This is a genomic window from Amycolatopsis sp. NPDC004169 (genome assembly GCF_040610315.1).
Classification (GTDB): Bacteria; Actinomycetota; Actinomycetes; order Mycobacteriales; family Pseudonocardiaceae; genus Amycolatopsis.
This window is the reverse complement of the sequence record NZ_JBEXMD010000015.1, coordinates 20,655-35,784: the sequence shown is the minus strand read 5'-3', so window position 1 is coordinate 35,784 and position 15,130 is coordinate 20,655. Positions and strand designations below refer to the sequence as shown.

At 72.8% G+C, this 15,130-nt stretch carries 20 protein-coding genes; 11 read left to right on the top strand and 9 right to left on the bottom strand.

Annotated features, from left to right (window positions below):
* The first annotated feature begins 12 nt into the window (after nucleotides 1–12).
* Entirely contained in the window at nucleotides 13–414 is a 402-nt protein-coding gene (locus ABZX11_RS21490) for an OsmC family protein (RefSeq protein WP_176175248.1), read from the top strand.
* A gap of 242 nt (nucleotides 415–656) precedes the next feature.
* Here the strand turns inward: ABZX11_RS21490 and ABZX11_RS21485 are convergent, their stop codons facing one another.
* From ABZX11_RS21485 to ABZX11_RS21475, 3 genes are all read right to left on the bottom strand, one after another.
* Nucleotides 657–998 carry a hypothetical protein gene (locus ABZX11_RS21485; protein ID WP_176175250.1) on the bottom strand — a complete coding sequence of 114 codons (342 nt, stop codon included), beginning with the start codon at nucleotides 996–998 and terminating at the stop codon, nucleotides 657–659.
* Nucleotides 999–1,056: 58 nt separating this feature from the next.
* Nucleotides 1,057–3,105 (bottom strand): ATP-dependent DNA helicase, encoded by a 2,049-nt coding sequence (locus ABZX11_RS21480; protein WP_176175251.1) that lies wholly within the window; start codon nucleotides 3,103–3,105, stop codon nucleotides 1,057–1,059.
* Between the two features lie 101 nt (nucleotides 3,106–3,206).
* Nucleotides 3,207–3,794, bottom strand: a complete 588-nt coding sequence (locus ABZX11_RS21475; protein ID WP_176175252.1) for a biotin transporter BioY — start codon at nucleotides 3,792–3,794, stop codon at nucleotides 3,207–3,209.
* A gap of 211 nt (nucleotides 3,795–4,005) precedes the next feature.
* On the opposite strand from ABZX11_RS21475, the gene ABZX11_RS21470 reads away from it, so the two are divergent.
* Nucleotides 4,006–4,623 (top strand): choice-of-anchor P family protein, encoded by a 618-nt coding sequence (locus ABZX11_RS21470; protein WP_354915800.1) that lies wholly within the window; start codon nucleotides 4,006–4,008, stop codon nucleotides 4,621–4,623.
* Nucleotide 4,624: 1 nt separating this feature from the next.
* Here the strand turns inward: ABZX11_RS21470 and ABZX11_RS21465 are convergent, their stop codons facing one another.
* From ABZX11_RS21465 to ABZX11_RS21455, 3 genes are read right to left on the bottom strand one after another with little or no spacing between them, the layout of a single operon-like run.
* Complete coding sequence (locus tag ABZX11_RS21465; protein ID WP_354915429.1) at nucleotides 4,625–5,269, bottom strand: bifunctional 4-hydroxy-2-oxoglutarate aldolase/2-dehydro-3-deoxy-phosphogluconate aldolase; 645 nt, start codon at nucleotides 5,267–5,269, stop codon at nucleotides 4,625–4,627.
* A complete protein-coding gene (locus ABZX11_RS21460) occupies nucleotides 5,266–5,844 on the bottom strand; it encodes an isochorismatase family protein (protein WP_176175254.1) in 579 nt (192 codons plus the stop codon). Before ABZX11_RS21460 ends, ABZX11_RS21465 begins: the two co-directional genes overlap by 4 nt.
* A gap of 31 nt (nucleotides 5,845–5,875) precedes the next feature.
* Entirely contained in the window at nucleotides 5,876–7,177 is a 1,302-nt protein-coding gene (locus ABZX11_RS21455; RefSeq protein ID WP_354915426.1) for a nicotinate phosphoribosyltransferase, read from the bottom strand.
* A gap of 74 nt (nucleotides 7,178–7,251) precedes the next feature.
* Between ABZX11_RS21455 and clpS the strand changes: the two genes are divergently transcribed.
* The 3 genes from clpS to ABZX11_RS21440 are packed head-to-tail and all read left to right on the top strand — an operon-like array spanning nucleotide 7,252 to nucleotide 9,067.
* Nucleotides 7,252–7,551, top strand: a complete 300-nt coding sequence (gene clpS / locus ABZX11_RS21450) for an ATP-dependent Clp protease adapter ClpS (protein WP_004560461.1) — start codon at nucleotides 7,252–7,254, stop codon at nucleotides 7,549–7,551.
* A complete protein-coding gene (locus tag ABZX11_RS21445) occupies nucleotides 7,548–8,105 on the top strand; it encodes a DUF2017 domain-containing protein (protein WP_176175256.1) in 558 nt (185 codons plus the stop codon). The genes clpS and ABZX11_RS21445 overlap by 4 nt, the downstream gene beginning before the upstream one ends.
* Nucleotides 8,102–9,067 carry a P1 family peptidase gene (locus tag ABZX11_RS21440; RefSeq protein WP_176175257.1) on the top strand — a complete coding sequence of 322 codons (966 nt, stop codon included), beginning with the start codon at nucleotides 8,102–8,104 and terminating at the stop codon, nucleotides 9,065–9,067. Before ABZX11_RS21445 ends, ABZX11_RS21440 begins: the two co-directional genes overlap by 4 nt.
* Before the next feature lie 12 nt (nucleotides 9,068–9,079).
* On the opposite strand, the gene ABZX11_RS21435 is transcribed toward ABZX11_RS21440, so the two are convergent.
* Complete coding sequence (locus ABZX11_RS21435; protein ID WP_354915422.1) at nucleotides 9,080–9,457, bottom strand: hypothetical protein; 378 nt, start codon at nucleotides 9,455–9,457, stop codon at nucleotides 9,080–9,082.
* Between the two features lie 71 nt (nucleotides 9,458–9,528).
* Between ABZX11_RS21435 and ABZX11_RS21430 the strand changes: the two genes are divergently transcribed.
* From ABZX11_RS21430 to ABZX11_RS21420, 3 genes are all read left to right on the top strand, one after another.
* Complete coding sequence (locus tag ABZX11_RS21430) at nucleotides 9,529–9,936, top strand: M67 family metallopeptidase (RefSeq protein WP_176175259.1); 408 nt, start codon at nucleotides 9,529–9,531, stop codon at nucleotides 9,934–9,936.
* A 64-nt stretch (nucleotides 9,937–10,000) separates the two neighbouring features.
* Nucleotides 10,001–10,273: a MoaD/ThiS family protein gene (locus ABZX11_RS21425; RefSeq protein WP_176175260.1), complete on the top strand. Its 273-nt coding sequence runs from the start codon at nucleotides 10,001–10,003 to the stop codon at nucleotides 10,271–10,273.
* 3 nt (nucleotides 10,274–10,276) lie between these two features.
* Nucleotides 10,277–11,227 (top strand): cysteine synthase, encoded by a 951-nt coding sequence (locus tag ABZX11_RS21420; RefSeq protein WP_176175261.1) that lies wholly within the window; start codon nucleotides 10,277–10,279, stop codon nucleotides 11,225–11,227.
* A 1-nt stretch (nucleotide 11,228) separates the two neighbouring features.
* Here ABZX11_RS21420 and ABZX11_RS21415 read toward each other — a convergent pair whose 3' ends face one another.
* Nucleotides 11,229–12,050 (bottom strand): MBL fold metallo-hydrolase, encoded by an 822-nt coding sequence (locus ABZX11_RS21415; RefSeq protein WP_354915417.1) that lies wholly within the window; start codon nucleotides 12,048–12,050, stop codon nucleotides 11,229–11,231.
* A gap of 9 nt (nucleotides 12,051–12,059) precedes the next feature.
* Between ABZX11_RS21415 and ABZX11_RS21410 the strand changes: the two genes are divergently transcribed.
* Nucleotides 12,060–12,776, top strand: a complete 717-nt coding sequence (locus ABZX11_RS21410) for an aspartate/glutamate racemase family protein (protein WP_354915414.1) — start codon at nucleotides 12,060–12,062, stop codon at nucleotides 12,774–12,776.
* Here the strand turns inward: ABZX11_RS21410 and ABZX11_RS21405 are convergent.
* Nucleotides 12,734–13,594 (bottom strand): arylamine N-acetyltransferase, encoded by an 861-nt coding sequence (locus ABZX11_RS21405; protein ID WP_354915797.1) that lies wholly within the window; start codon nucleotides 13,592–13,594, stop codon nucleotides 12,734–12,736. The genes ABZX11_RS21410 and ABZX11_RS21405 overlap by 43 nt on opposite strands.
* A gap of 83 nt (nucleotides 13,595–13,677) precedes the next feature.
* On the opposite strand from ABZX11_RS21405, the gene ABZX11_RS21400 reads away from it, so the two are divergent.
* Together ABZX11_RS21400 and murI are read left to right on the top strand one after the other, a co-directional pair.
* Complete coding sequence (locus ABZX11_RS21400; protein WP_354915411.1) at nucleotides 13,678–14,307, top strand: rhomboid family intramembrane serine protease; 630 nt, start codon at nucleotides 13,678–13,680, stop codon at nucleotides 14,305–14,307.
* Nucleotides 14,304–15,110: a glutamate racemase gene (murI, locus tag ABZX11_RS21395; protein WP_354915408.1), complete on the top strand. Its 807-nt coding sequence runs from the start codon at nucleotides 14,304–14,306 to the stop codon at nucleotides 15,108–15,110. The genes ABZX11_RS21400 and murI overlap by 4 nt, the downstream gene beginning before the upstream one ends.
* Nucleotides 15,111–15,130 lie beyond the last annotated feature (20 nt).

Here is a 15,130-nt window from a genome sequence, read left to right as displayed (position 1 = left end):
GTTGGAGCGGACATGACACTGGAAGTGGAACGCACGGGCGAGCACGCGTTCGTCGGGCGCAACGAGCGTGGCGCGGAGGTCCGGCTGGGCCGCAAGGGCGCCGAAGGGGCGTTTTCGCCCGCCGAGCTGCTGCAGATCGCGGCGGCGGGCTGCAGCGCGGTGACGGCGGAGGAGTTGATCGTCCGGCGGATCGGCGAAGAGGCGAAGTTCCGGGTGGCCGTGACCGCGGACCGGCGTGAAGGTGCTGCGGAGCTGGACGCCGTGCACGTCGCTTTCGATGTCGACGTGTCGACATTGGCGGCGGATCAGCGGGAAGCGCTCGCCGGGGCCGTGGATCGCGCGATCGAACGGCTCTGCACGGTGAGCCGGACGCTCAAGAAGGGGATCCCGGTGACGGAGGAGTTTCCGGCGTAGGGTCCGGCGCGACGGGGATCAGCTCGTCCCACTTCTCGGCGAGCTCCTGCCGGTGGCGCTGGTCGAGAAACGGCACGACGGCGAGGCATGACCGGCAGACCCGGGCCCGGCCGACCAGGAAGATCGGCCGGGCCTCGAGGAATCCCGGCCGCTTGAACAGGAGCCGCAGCGAACCGGACGACGAGTCGAAGTCGGCGAGCGGGCTCAAGGTGTTCTCGGAACCGCAGACCGGGCAGCGCACGTCAGTTCTGACCGGATTCCCAGACGACGTACGCCTGGTCGGCGTCGGTCGTCATGGCTTCGATGAACTTCTCGTTGTCGAAGCCCGGAAGGGCCTGCAGGCGCTCGATCAGCGCGTCCGCCGCCGGGTCGCCGCTCGGGACCGCGGTGCCCTTGCCGTCGGTGCCCACCAGCATGAAGAAGACGTCTTCGTTCCACGGGCCGTCGGGGATGACCCGCACCATCACCGATGACAGGTCGGACCACGTGACGGCTTCTTCGCTGCCGTCCGCGAGCCGCCGCCGCACGCCGGTGTCGTCGACGCTGACGGTCCGGGACTGGGCGCTGGACGAATCCTGGGTCAACCGGTGCTCCCTTGTTGCTTCGGTTGCTTCACCGTACCGGGCGATGCTGTGGACCGCGTCACGCGGGCGCGGCAGCGTCCAGCCTGCGCAGCGCCTCCCGGACCACCTTCGGGTCCATCGTGGGCCAGAACGGCGGCAGGGACGCACGCAGGAAGCCGCCGTAGCGCGCGTTCGCCAGCCGCGAATCCAGCACCGCCACCACCCCGCGGTCGCTGACCGCGCGGTGCAGCCGCCCGGTGCCCTGCGCCAGCAGCAGAGCCGCGTGCGTGGCCGCCACGGTGAGGAACCCGTTGCCGCCGCGGGCTTCCACCGCGCGCTGCCGCGCCGAGGACACCGGGTCGTCCGGGCGCGGGAACGGGATCCGGTCGACCACCACCAGCTGCAGCGACGGGCCCGGCACGTCCACGCCCTGCCACAGGCTCAGCGTGCCGAACAGGCACGTGCGGACGTCCTCGGAGAACTTCTGGACCAGCAGCGACGTCGCGTCGTCGCCCTGGCACAGGATCGGGAAGTCCAGCCGCTCGCGCATCTCCTCGGTGGCCTGCTTGGCCGCCCGCATCGAGGAGAACAGCCCGAGCGTGCGCCCGCCCGCGGCCTCGATCAGCTCGGCCAGTTCGTCCATTGTGGACGGCGTTAGGCCGTCACGGCCCGGCGGCGGCAGGTGCTTGGCCAGGTACAGGATGCCGTTGCGCCGGTGGTCGAACGGCGAGCCGACGTCCAGGCCGGTCCACTTCGGGCCCGAGTCGTCCGACGGTGCTTCCTTCTCCGTCGCGGCTCCCGGCGCCTGCTCCACCCGGGCCGCGCCCGGCGGCAGGCCCCACTGGCGCGCCATCGTGTCGAACGTGCCGCCCAAGGTCAGCGTCGCCGACGTCAGGATCGTCGTGTGCTGGTTGAACACGCGCTCCCGCAGCAGGCCGGCGACGCCCAGCGGCGCCACCTTCAGCGCCGGCGGCCGCGGGTTCGACGAGTACTTGTCGCCGGAGAGCCAGACGACGTCCCGCTGGTGCGCCTGGTCCTCGTCGAACGCCTCCAGCAGCCGGACCGCGGTGTCGTGCACCTCGTCGAGCAGCGACCGCGCCAGCTTGCGCGCCGTCGCCCCTTCGACGTCCTCCTTGCGGTCGTTGCCCAGCGCGGTGATGCACGCGTGCGCGGCGTCGCGGACGGCCGGGATGGCGCCCTTCAGCGGCCGCGGCAGCTCGTCCATCCGGCCCGCGGGCAGGTCGTCCACGATCAGCGCCAGCCCGTCACCCGCCTCCAGCAGGCGGTCGGCGACGTCGGCGTCGATCAGCTTGCCGCAGCGGCGGGCAGCCGCGGCGCACATCGCGCTGGTCAGCTCGCCGGTGGCGACCGAGGTGACCCGGTCGACCAGGTCGTGGGCCTCGTCGATGATCACCACGTCGTGGTCCGGCAGGACCTGGTAGCCCTGCAGCGCGTCGATCGCCAGCAGCGCGTGGTTGGTCACGATGACGTCGGCGCGGCCGGCCTCGGCGCGGGCCTTCTCGGCGAAGCAGTCCGTGCCGATCGGGCAGCGCGAAGCGCCGAGACATTCCTTCGCCGTCACCGAAACCTGGCGCCACGCCTGGTCGGAGACGCCGGGGACGAGCTCGTCGCGGTCGCCGGTTTCGGTGTCCGAGGCCCACTCCCGCAGCCGCGTGACCTCCTTGCCCAGCCGGGACACCGCGAACGGGTCGAAGAGCTGGGCGTCCTCCGGCTCGTCCGGCGCGCCGGAATCCAGCCGGTGCAGGCACATGTAGTTGCGCCGCCCCTTGAGGATGGCGAAGGTCGGTTCGCGGCCGAGCGGCTTCTTCAGCGCCTTCGCCAGGCGCGGGAGGTCGCGGTCGACGAGCTGGCGCTGCAGCGCGATCGTCGCCGTGGAGACCACGACGGTGGCTTCTTTCTCGACGGCGTGGCGGATCGCGGGCACGAGGTAGGCCAGTGACTTGCCGGTGCCGGTGCCGGCCTGCACGGCCAGGTGCTCACCGGTGCGGATGGCGCGGCCGACGGCGTCGGCCATCTGGACCTGCCCTGGGCGCTCGGCACCGCCGACGGACTCCACCGCGTGGGTGAGGAGTTCGAGGACGCCGGGGAAATCGGTTCGGGCGGGCACAGCGACACAGTAGCCGCCGCCACCGACAAAGATCGGTGCTCCGTCGCGAACGGGCCACTCGCGTCGCGGGGGCCTCCGGTGGCGGAGGCCCCCGCGGGCGGTCAGTCCTCGGAGCGGCCGGAGACGAGCTTCCAGGTCAGCGGCAGCAGGCCGGCGGCGACGACGATCTTGATCGCGTCCCCGACCAGGAACGGCGTGACGCCCTTGGCGAACGCCGTCGACAGGTCGAACCCGGTCGAGGCCATCAGCCACGGCACGCCGAACGCGTAGATGACCAGGTTGCCGAGCACCATGGTGCCCGCGGTGCGCACCGGCGTCCGGTCGCCGCCGCGGCCGGCCAGCGCGCCGACCAGGGCACCGGCGAACACGAACCCGACGATGTAGCCGGCGCTCGCGCCGGACAGGCCCGCGGTGCCGTGCTGGAACCACGGCACGCCCACCGCGCCGACCAGCAGGTACACCAGCATCGAGGCGGCACCGCGCGACATGCCGAGCGACGCGCCGACGAGCAGCGCGGCGAACGTCTGGCCGGTCATCGGCACCGGGCTGCCCGGCACCGGGATCGTCAGCTGCGCGGCGGCGCCGGTGAGCACGGCACCGCCGGCGACCAGCGCGATGTCCCGCACGAGCGAGCCGGGCACGAGATCGGCCAGCACGGGCCGCTTGCCGGCGAAGGACAGCGAAGACACGAAACCTCCCGAGGTGAACAGGCGACGACCGAGGTTAACGCTCGTTACCGGCCCGTGGGTCCGCCGAGTTGCCTTCCTCACCGGCCACTCGTCCGGGTGGACCCGATCAGGGCGGGCGCCGGACCGGCCGATGACGAAGGGCAGAGCCCGAGATCCGTCACGGGACCGAGGAGGCCGGAGCATGCGGAACGCCGGGAAGAGGACAGGTCGGTTGCTGGCCGTGACGACGCTCGCGGGGTCGCTCCTCGGCGCGGCGGCCCCGGTGACGTCCACCGGATGGGCGTCGTCCGGCTCGGTGGACGTGACCATCGACAACGAGCACATCGTCACCGGTGAGCTGGCGAAATGCACCGTCGACGGCCCCTACCGGGGCTGGACGCAGGGCGGTGCCACCGGGGACGTCGCGACGTTCGGCGCCGGTGACACCGGCTGCGGGCGCTCGGGCGCGGTCTCGATCGCCCAGGCGGCCGGGCGGCGCTTCCGGGCGACCGTGCTCAAGCGCTACGGCGGCCCCGAGCTCAGCGTCCGCACCTTCTCGGCGAAGTGCGCGACCACCGACATCGGCAGCTCCGGCGAGGTGGCGGTCGGCGCGGTCGAGGGCGTCACCGTGCCGTCGGAGATCCCGCCGAACTACCGGATCGTGATCCCCGGCGGCGCCGCCGGCACCGCGCTGGCGACGGTCGTGCTCAACGAGACCGTGACGCCCCAGCCGCCGGACGGCAGCCTGGTGACGCACGCGGTGCACATCAAGCTGTTCCCGCAGGGCGGCCCGGCGAGCGGCGACCTCTACCTGGGCACGGCCGCCTGCGACCCGTTCGGGAAGAAGTAGCTCAGGTCGTCGTGAAGCGGGCCGCGGCCGCGACGAACTCGCCGGCCCGGGTGGCCAGGTCCGGCAGGCTGCCGCCGGAGGCCAGCGCGTCGCCAAGCAACGGCGTCGCCGCGGCGACCGCGATCGCGCCGGCGCGCAGGTAGCCCTCGACGTCGGCCAGGTGGACGCCGCCGGTCGGCACCAGCGGGACGTCGGGCAGCGGCGCCCGCACCGCGCGCAGGTACGCGACGCCGCCCACGGCCGCCACCGGGAACACCTTGACCGCGGCCGCGCCCAGCCGCCAGGCCTGGTCGATCTCCGTCGGCGTCAGCGCGCCGCAGATCACCGGCGTGTCCAGGGCCGCGGCGCGCTCCAGGACCGCGGGGTTGACCGTCGGCGTGATCAGGTAGCCGGCGCCCGCGTCCACCGCGATGTCCACATCGGACGGCTCGCGGACGCTGCCCGCGCCGACCAGCGCGTCCTCGCCCAGCGCCAGGCGCAGCGCGGTGATGGCCGCGGGTGCGCCCGGCGTGGTCAGCGTCGCTTCGAGCAGGCGGACGCCCGCCGCGTGCAGCACCATCGCCGCGTCGGCGAACCGCGAAGCGTCCGGCGCGCGCAGGATCGCGACGAGCCGGTGTTCCGCCAGCGCCGCCTGCAGGTCCTTCACGCGGCCGGGCCGACGACCGCGGTGCCGGTGTACGCGACGCCCGCCTCGTCGAAGTCCTTCAGCGTCGCGTCGACCGTCGGCTGCGAGCCGCCGACGGTCAGGTCCAGCAGCACCCGCACGCCGAAGCCGGCCTTCGCCGCGTCCAGGGCCGTCGCGCGGACGCAGAAGTCCGTCGCGATGCCGACCACGTCGACGTCGGTCACGTCGTGCTCGCGCAGCCACGCCTCCAGGGACTTCCCGTCGCGGGCCGCCCCCTCGAAGCCGGAGTAGGCGGCGCTGTACTCGCCCTTGGAGAACACCTCGCCGATCGGGACGACGTCGAGCGCGGAGTGGAACGACGCGCCCGCCGTGCCGGCCACGCAGTGCACCGGCCAGCTGTCCTTGAAGTCCGGCGTCTCGCTGAAGTGGGCGCCCGGGTCGATGTGGTTGTCCCTGGTGGCCACGACGTGGCTGTACCCGCCTTCGGCGGCCTGCTTGGAGATGGCGGCGGCCGCGGCGGCCCCGCCCGGCAGGCCGAGCGAACCCCCCTCACAGAAGTCGTTCTGCACGTCCACCACGATCAGCGCGGTACCCATCGGTCGGACTCCCTCTCAGAGACAGCGTCGTTCACAAGAACTGCGTCGGGATTGCGGGCTCGCCGTGCGAGAGCTTGAGGCCCTCCCACGGCAGGCTGACCAGGCCGCGGCGCAGCCGCTGCCTCGCATCGTCGAGCGTAGGCAGGTCCGCCTCCGGGCGGCCAGCGCGGATCAGCGGAATCTGCAGCGGCCGGTCGTTGGCGTCGGCCTCGGGCGCGGGACCGGCGGTCGTCCAGACGACCTCCTCGACCGCCGTGCCGGTGCCGCGGTGGCGCCGCAGCGCGGACTTGCGGCCGCCGCGCGACTCCTTGTGCGCACTGCGCTTGGCCACCGGCTTGCCGTCCACCTCGACCAGCTTGTAGACCATGCCGGCGGTCGGCGCACCGGAGCCGGTGACCACCGAGGTGCCGACGCCGTACGCGTCGACCGGCTCCGCGCGCAGGGCCGCGATGGCGTGCTCGTCCAGGTCGCCGGACACCACGATCCGGGTGTCCTTGGCGCCGAGGGAGTCCAGCTGCTCGCGGGCGCGGCGGGCGAGCGGGCCGACGTCACCGGAGTCGATCCGGATCGCGCCGAGCTCGGGCCCGGCGACGCGGACCGCCGTCTCGATGCCCGCGGTGATGTCGTAGGTGTCGACCAGCAGCGTCGTGTCCGGGCCCATCTTGTCCACCTGGGCGCGGAAGGCCGCCTCTTCGCTGTCGTGCAGCAGCATGAAGGCGTGCGCGACGGTGCCGCGGGTCGGGATGCCGTAGCGGCGCCCGGCTTCCAGGTTGGACGTCGTCGCGAAGCCGGCCAGGTAGGCGGCGCGGGCGGCGGCGACGGCGGCGTACTCGTGCGTGCGGCGGCCGCCCATCTCGATGATCGGGCGGCCGTGCGCGGCGCCGGACATCCGGGCCGCCGCCGACGCGATGGCGCTGTCGTGGTTCAGGATCGACAGGACCAGCGTCTCCAGCAGCACGCACTCGGCGAAGGAGCCGGTGACGGTGAGGATCGGCGAGCCGGGGAAGTACAGCTCGCCCTCGGGGTAGCCGTCGATGTCACCGGAGAACTCGTAGTCGGCCAGCCAGGCCAGCGTCGCGTCGTCGACCACCGCTGTGGCCTCCAGCTGCGCGAGTTCGGCGTCGGTGAAGCGGAAGTCCGCGATCGCGTCGAGCACCCGCGCGGTGCCCGCGACCACGCCGTAGCGGCGACCGTCCGGCAGCCTCCTGGCGAAAACCTCGAACACGCAGGGCCGCGCGTGCGTCCCGTCGGCGAGCGCGCTGCCCAGCATGGTCAGCTCGTAGTGGTCGGTGAGCAGCGCAGTGCTGGCCGTGACCGGCTCCGGTGAACCCATGGGGTAAGCCTATTCACCCACATGGCCGGACCTGGCGCGGCGTACCCCGTCACCCCCGTGACACCATGGGGTGCATGTCCACGCCTGTCGCATCCGAACAGACGCAGGTCGAACCGGCCGGTGCGGAAGTCGCCGAGTCGGACACCCCCTGGCGGACCGTGGTCTGGAACGACCCGGTGAACCTGATGTCGTACGTGACGTACGTGTTCCAGAAGCTGTTCGGTTACAGCCGCGACCACGCCACGAAGCTGATGCTGGACGTGCACCACAAGGGCAAGGCGATCGTGTCGTCCGGCAGCAAGGAGAAGGTGGAGACCGACGTGGCCAAACTCCACGCGGCCGGCCTCTGGGCCACCATGGAGCAGCCCTCGTGAACGGTTGGCGGCGCAAGGGTGCGGTGATCCACGCGGGGTTCGAGCAGCAGGAGGCGGCCGTCCTGCGCGGGCTGGTCAGCCAGCTCGAGGACATGCTGACCGCCCGTGCCGAAGAGGCGCCACAGGACGAGCTCGCCGAGCTCACCGGCATCCGGACCGGGCCGACCGAGTCCCCGGACGACCCGGTGCTCTCGCGGCTGCTCCCGGACTTCCACCGGCTCGACCCGGACAACCCGTCCCGCGAGGACATCGACTCGGTCGCGGCGATGCGGTCGCTGCACGAGCCGGAGCTGCTCGACATCAAGGTCGGCGTGGCCAAGATCGTGCTCGACACGCTGCCCCGCGACGGCGGCCACGTCCGGCTGACCGAGGAGCAGGCCGACGCCTGGCTGGGCGCGCTCAACGACGTCCGGCTGGCGCTGGGCACCGCGCTCGACGTCACCGAGGACATGCCCGACGAGCTGCCCGAGGACGACCCGCGGGCGCCGCACCTCGGCGTCTACCACTGGCTGACCTGGGTGCAGGAGACGCTGATCCAGGCGCTCACGGGATGATCACCGACGTGCCGGGTGTCCTGGTCGGGCACCACGAGCGGATCGGCGACGGCTGGGCCACCGGGACGACGGTGGTGCTCGTGCCCGGGGGTGCGGTCGGCGCGGTGGACCAGCGCGGCGGCGCGCCCGGCACGCGGGAGACGAACCTCCTCGAGCCGGAGAATCTGGTGCAGCGGGTCAACGCCGTGTGCCTGTCGGGCGGCTCGGCGTACGGGCTCGCCGCGGCCGACGGCGTGATGCGGTGGCTGGCGGAGCGCAACCTGGGCTTCCCGGTCGGCGCGCAGCCCCACGAAGTCGTGCCGATCGTGCCGGCGGCGGTGCTGTTCGACCTGCCGCGCAGCGAGTGGGGCAACCGGCCCGACGCCTCCTTCGGCTACGCAGCCTGCGAAGCGGCTTCGGCTTCCTTCGCGCAGGGGACGGTCGGCGCGGGCGCGGGGGCCGCCGTGGGGTCGCTGAAGGGCGGGCTCGGCTCGGCCGGCGAGGTCGTGGACGGGTTCACGGTGGGTGCGCTGGCCGTGGTCAACGCGGCCGGCGAAGCCGTGGACCTCTCGACGGGCCGGGCGTACGCGGCCGACCACGGCGACTTCGGCGTGACGTGGCCTTCGCGGGCCGTCTCGCTCCCGTCGAGGCGGACGGACCTGAACACGACGATCGGCGTGGTCGCGGTGGACGCGGCGCTGTCGAAGGCCGAGGCGCGGCGGATCGCCGTCACGGCGCAGGACGGGCTGGCGCGGGCGGTGCGGCCGGCGCACTCGATGTTCGACGGCGACACGGTGTTCGCGCTGGCCACGGGCGCGCGGGAGCTGCCGGCGGACTTCCCGGGCCGTCCGGCGGTCCTGGACACGCTGTGCGCGGCGGCGGCCCGGGTGTTCGCGCGGGCGATGGTGCACGGCCTGCTGGCCGCGACCACCGCGGGCGGGCTGCCCGCGTACCGGGACGTGTGGCCGGAGGCGTTCGGCTGAGCCGTCCGCGGGTCAGAGGTCCGGCAGCGGGTCCGGCGGCAGGTCGCGGGCCCCTTCGAGGTTCGCCGCGCGGACGGCGCTGACGTACTCCTCGGCGATCTCCAGGTGCAGCCGGGCGAAGGTCAGCACCGGGCCGAGCGAGGGGTGGACCTCGACCGGGCCGATCTCGGTGCGCCGGGGCAGCCGGTCGTAGACCGCCTTGGGCGCGTAGCGGCGGAACCGGCCGCCGTAGAGCACCGTGATCGCGCGGTCGGTGACCACGATGAAGAAGGCCGCGCGGGTGCGGACGCCGTCGACGTAGAGTGAGATGCCGGGGACGAGGTACTGGATCACCTCGCCGTCTTCGAGGAACTCGCGGCAGCGTTCGCGGGCGTGCGCGGGCATCGGCATCCCCCGATTGTCCTCGTGAGCGCAATATCTCATCATCTGGACCGGACTGGTCCACCAACTAAGATGTCGGTGTGCTCCGGATCCGCCGTGACCTCGTCGACGAGATCGTCGCCCACGCCCGTCGTGACCACCCCGACGAGGCGTGCGGGGTGATCGCCGGGCCCGAGGGCTCGGATTCCCCCGAGCGGTTCATCCCGATGCTGAACGCGGCCCGGTCGCCGACGTTCTACGAGTTCGACTCCGGCGACCTGCTCAAGCTCTACCGCGAGATGGCCGCCAACGACGAGGTGCCGGTGGTCATCTACCACTCGCACACCGCGACCGAGGCCTACCCGTCGCGGACCGACGCGAACATCGCGGCCGAGCCGGACGCGCACTACGTGCTCGTCTCCACCCGCGACCCCGAAGTGCACGAGTTCCGCTCGTACCGGATCGTGGACGCCGAGATCACCGAGGAGCCGGTCGAGATCATCGACTGACGACCCGGAACAAACCGCGCGCCGAAGGCGTCTGCGTCTAGGAAACCACCGGAGGTAAGAACCCATGGCCGTGACCGTCTCCATCCCGACGATCCTGCGCACCCACACTGGCGGCGAGAAGTCCGTCGAGGCGAAGGGCGCGACCGTCCTCGAGGTCATCGACGACGTCGAGTCCCGGCACGCCGGCCTGAAGGCGCGCCTGGTCAAGGAGGAGAAGCTGCACCGCTTCATCAACGTCTACGTCAACGACGAGGACGTGCGCTTCGCCGGCGGGCTCGAGGCCGAGGTCAAGGACGGCGACACCCTGACCATCCTCCCCGCCGTGGCCGGTGGCTGATCGATGGCTCGCTTCGAGTCGCTGCTCGACGCGCTCGGCGGCACCCCGCTGGTCGGGCTGCCCCGGCTCTCCCCGACGCACGACGTGCGCCTGTGGGCGAAGCTGGAGGACCGCAACCCGACCGGCTCGATCAAGGACCGGCCCGCGCTGGCCATGATCGAAGCCGCCGAGCGTGAAGGCAAGCTGCGGCGCGGCTCCACGATCCTGGAGCCGACGTCGGGCAACACCGGCATCTCGCTGGCCATGGCCGCCAAGCTCAAGGGCTACGGGCTGGTCTGCGTGATGCCGGAGAACACCTCCACCGAGCGCAAGCAGCTGCTGCAGGCCTACGGCGCCCGGATCGTCTTCTCCCCGGCCGCTGGCGGCTCGAACGAGGCCGTCCGGCGGGCGAAGGAGCTGGCCGAGGCCAACCCGGACTGGGTGATGCTCTACCAGTACGGCAACCCGGCCAACGCCGACGCGCACTACCGCGGCACCGGCCCCGAGCTGCTCAAGGACCTGCCGACGCTGACGCACTTCGTCGGTGGCCTCGGCACGACCGGCACGCTGGTCGGCGTCGGGCGGTACCTGCACGAAGCGAAGCCGGACGTCCAGATCATCGCGGCCGAGCCGCGCTACGGCGAGCTGGTGTACGGCTTGCGCAACCTCGACGAGGGGTTCGTGCCGGAGCTGTATGACGCTTCGGTGCTCAACGGCCGGTACTCCGTGGGCGCGTACGACGCGCTGCGGCGCACCCGGGAGCTGCTGGAGCACGAAGGCATCTTCGCGGGCATCTCGACGGGCGCGGTGCTGCACGCGGCGCTGGCGGTGGCCGAGAAGGCCGCGGCCCGCGGCGAGCAGGCGGACGTCGCGTTCGTCGTCGCCGACGCCGGGTGGAAGTACCTCTCCACCGGGGCCTACGCCGGGTCGCTGGACGAGGCGGCCGAACGGCTCGACGGGCAGCTCTGGGCCTGAGCTACTCGAGCCGCCACAGCTCGGGCAGGGCGAGGTCGACGCCGTCGGCCAGCCGCTCGAAGGTGGCCATGGTGGCGCCCAGGTCGTCGAACGCCCTCGGCAGGGGCTTGAGCGGCTTGCCCAGCGGCCGCCAGAACGCGTCCCAGTGGATCGGCCGGACGGTCCGCGCGCCGACGGCTCCGGCGGTCTCGCGCCAGTACCGTTCCCGCCACTGCTCGGTCTGCTTCCCCGCCTGCCCGACACCGAGATAGACGACGTCGGCCCGGAAGCCGGCCAGCGCGCCGGGCACGAAGTTGGCCGACGCGTGGACCAGGACGCTGCCCGCCGGGTGGGCGATGTGGAACGAGTAGCAGCGGCCGGTCCGGAACGCCCTGGTCCTGGCCGGCAGCCGGACCGGCTCGGTGATCTCGCCGGGCACCCGGTCGCCGTCGCTGTGGCGGGCGCCGACCGGGGTCACGGTGAACGCGCCGAACCCGACCGGCCGGCCCGGCACCAGCTCCTCGAACGGCTCGCCGGCCAGCCCGTAGCCCTCCTGGATCCGGCGCGTCGACGCCGACCCGGCCAGCGTGGCGCCGGTCAGCTGCGCGACGACCGGTGCGTCCAGGGCGTGGTCGAGGTGGGAATGCGCGACCAGCACGGCGTCCAGCGTGGTGACCCCGAGGCGCCGCAGGGCTTCCTCGATCCGCCGGCGGTCCGGCGCCACGCGCGTCGCCATCTTCAGCGGTGACGGCCGCGAGAAGAAGCCGTCGACCAGCACGGCCGAAGCGCCGTCGGTGACCAGGACGGTCGACACCCCGGCGAACGCCGTGCGCGGTTCGGGCATGCTGAGAGTATGAAGGTCATCGGGCTGCTGGGCGGGATGAGCTGGGAATCTTCGATCGAGTACTACCGGCTGGTCAACGAGCGGGTGAAGGCCGTGCTCGGCGGGTTCCACTCCGCGCACACCGTCCTCTACTCCGTCGACTTCGCCGCGGTCGAAGCCATGCAGGCCGAGGGACGCTGGGACGACGCCGGGGCCGAGCTGAACCGGGCGGCGAAGGCCCTCGAAGCCGCCGGGGCCGACTTCGTCGTGCTCTGCACCAACACCATGCACAAGGTCGCTTCCCAGCTGGAAGACGGCCTCGGCATCCCGCTGCTGCACCTCGGCGACGCCACCGCCGCGGCCATCAAGGCCGCCGGTGTCCGCCGGGTCGGGCTGCTCGGGACCGGCTTCACCATGGGACAGCCTTTCTACCGCGACCGCCTCGCCGCGCACGGCCTCGACGTGCTCGTGCCGAGCGCCGAAGACCGCGACCTCGTGCACCGGGTGATCTACGACGAGCTGGTGCTCGGCGTCGTCGAAGACGCCTCGAGGGAGGCCTACCGCGGCGTGATCGCACGGCTGGCCGAGGCGGGCGCCGAGGGCGTCATCTACGGCTGCACCGAGATCGAGCTGCTGGTCGGCCCGGAGGACAGCCCGGTGCCGACCTTCCCGACGACCCGCCTGCACGCCGAAGCGGCGGTGGACTACGCGCTGGGCACCACCTCGCTGCCCCGGCCGCCCACGTGAGCCTCGTGCTGCGCGACGCACTGCCGCCAGAGCCGCTCGCGCTCCTCCGCCGTGAACAGGGCCGCCGGGATGCCGAAGACGTCACCCGCGGCCGCCCACCAGTCGCCCGGTGAGCCGATCAGCTCCTTGGCGCCGTGCCTGTCCAGGGTGAGCGCGCGCAGGCTGTCCACCCCCGCTTCGTCCCGCCGCTGGACCACGCAGACCCGCACGAACCCGGACTCGGGCGCGCTCGAGAGCCAGGCGTGCTTCTCCGCGAAGTCCGCCATCTCCGCGACGCCGGGCGTGAAGTCCATGCCGGTGAAACTGGCCGAAGGGTCGTGGTCGAACCGCCAGCCGCCCGGCGCCACCTCCGACGGCCGCAGCCGGTAGGTGTGCGGGCCCTGCACGTAGGTGCCTTCCCGGAGGGGGAGCGGCTCGTGCGGGCCGTCGCCGAGCCCCACGTCGACCAGCCACGCCTGCTCCGGGGCCTCCGGCAGCCCGGAGACGGTCAGCGCCAGGTGGTTCCGGTCGACGTTCGGCGCGTCCGCCGCGCTGCCCTGCACCCCGCCCAGGTGCCGGGTGACGCGGTAGCCGAGCGCCGCCAGCAACGCCGAGAACGCCCCGTTCAGGTGGTAGCAGTACCCGCCGCGGCCCTGCCGGATCCGCGCCAGCGACGCCGACGGCTCGAGCGGGGTCGGCCGCCCGAGCTGCACCTCCAGTGCCTCGTACGGCACGCGTTCGACGTGCGCCGCGTGCAGCCGCCGCAGCGCGCCGAGGCCCGGCGGCTCGGGATCGAGGCCGAGCCGCGCGAGATAACCGATGACGTCCATGCCCGACAAGCTAGCGGCGACCACCGACAAAACCCGCGGATCAGGGATTTCACCCGAGGTGGAGCGGCGGTGGCCCGCCTAGCCTCGAAGACGTGAGCACCTTGCAACCCGCCCCGGGAACCGACGCCGCCAAGCGCGTGCTGCCGCCGAAGCCGGCGGCGGCCGCGATCGTCGCGCTGTCGTTCACCCTGCTGCTGTACCTGGTCGAGCTGGTCGACGTCATCCTCCCGGCCGATCTGGACCAGGGCGGCATCCATTCGCGGTCGCTGTCCGGCCTCGACGGCGTGCTGTTCGCGCCGGTCCTGCACGCCGGCTGGTCCCACCTGTTCGCGAACACCGTCCCGGTGCTGCTGTTCTCCTTCCTCGCGATGGCCGCCGGAATCGGCCGGTTCGCGCTGGTCACGGCCATCATCTGGGTGGTCTCCGGGCTCGGTGTGTGGCTGGTCGGGCCGTCTCAGGGCGTCACGGTCGGCGCGTCCGGGCTGGCCTTCGGCTGGCTCGCCTACCTGCTGGTCCGCGGCCTGTTCAACCGCGCGGCCGGCCAGATCGTGGTCGCCGTCGTCTTGCTCGGCGTGTGGAGCGGCATGCTGGCCGGGCTGCTGCCGGGCAACCCGGGCGTCTCCTGGCAGGGCCACCTCTTCGGGGCGCTGGCCGGCGTTCTGGCGGCCTGGCTGACCACCCGGCGGTCCCGCAAGCCGGCCCCGGGTAACCTCGAAGCGTGACGTCTCCGCCCGCTGATGCCCCGATCGGTGTGTTCGATTCCGGCGTCGGCGGGCTGACGGTCGCACGGGCGATCCTCGAACAGCTGCCCGCCGAGCAGCTCCGCTACGTCGGTGACACGGCGCACAACCCGTACGGCCCGCTCCCGATCGCCACCGCCCGCAGCTACGCCCTCGCGGCGCTCGACGAGCTGGTGGAGAGCGGGGTGAAGGCGCTGGTGATCGCCTGCAACACGGCGTCTGCGGCCTGCCTGCGCGACGCACGGGAGCGCTACGACGTCCCGGTCATCGAGGTCGTCCTGCCCGCCGCGCGCCGCGCCGTCGTGGCGACGCACACCGGGCGCGTCGGCGTGATCGGCACCGAGGGCACCGTGCGCTCGCGGGCCTACGAAGACGCCTTCGCCGCGGCGCCGGACATCACGCTCACCAGCGTCGCGTGCCCGCGGTTCGTCGACTTCGTCGAGCGCGGGATCACCACCGGGCGCCAGGTGCTCGGGCTGGCGCAGGGCTACCTGCAGCCGCTGCTCGACGCCCAGGTCGACACGCTGGTGCTCGGCTGCACGCACTACCCGCTGCTGCAGGGCGTGCTGCAGATCGTGATGGGCCAGGAAGTGACCCTGGTGAGCAGCGCCGAGGAGACCGCCAAGGACCTCGTCCGCGTGCTGACCGAGCGGGACGAGCTGACCACCCGGGAAACCCCGCCGCGGCACGAGTTCCTCGCCACCGGCTCGGCCGAGCCGTTCACCCGGCTCGCCCAGCGGTTCATGGGGTTCGCGCCGGGTGTCCTCGCTCCCACCACCGCGTGATCGCGGTGGTGGGCGCTTAG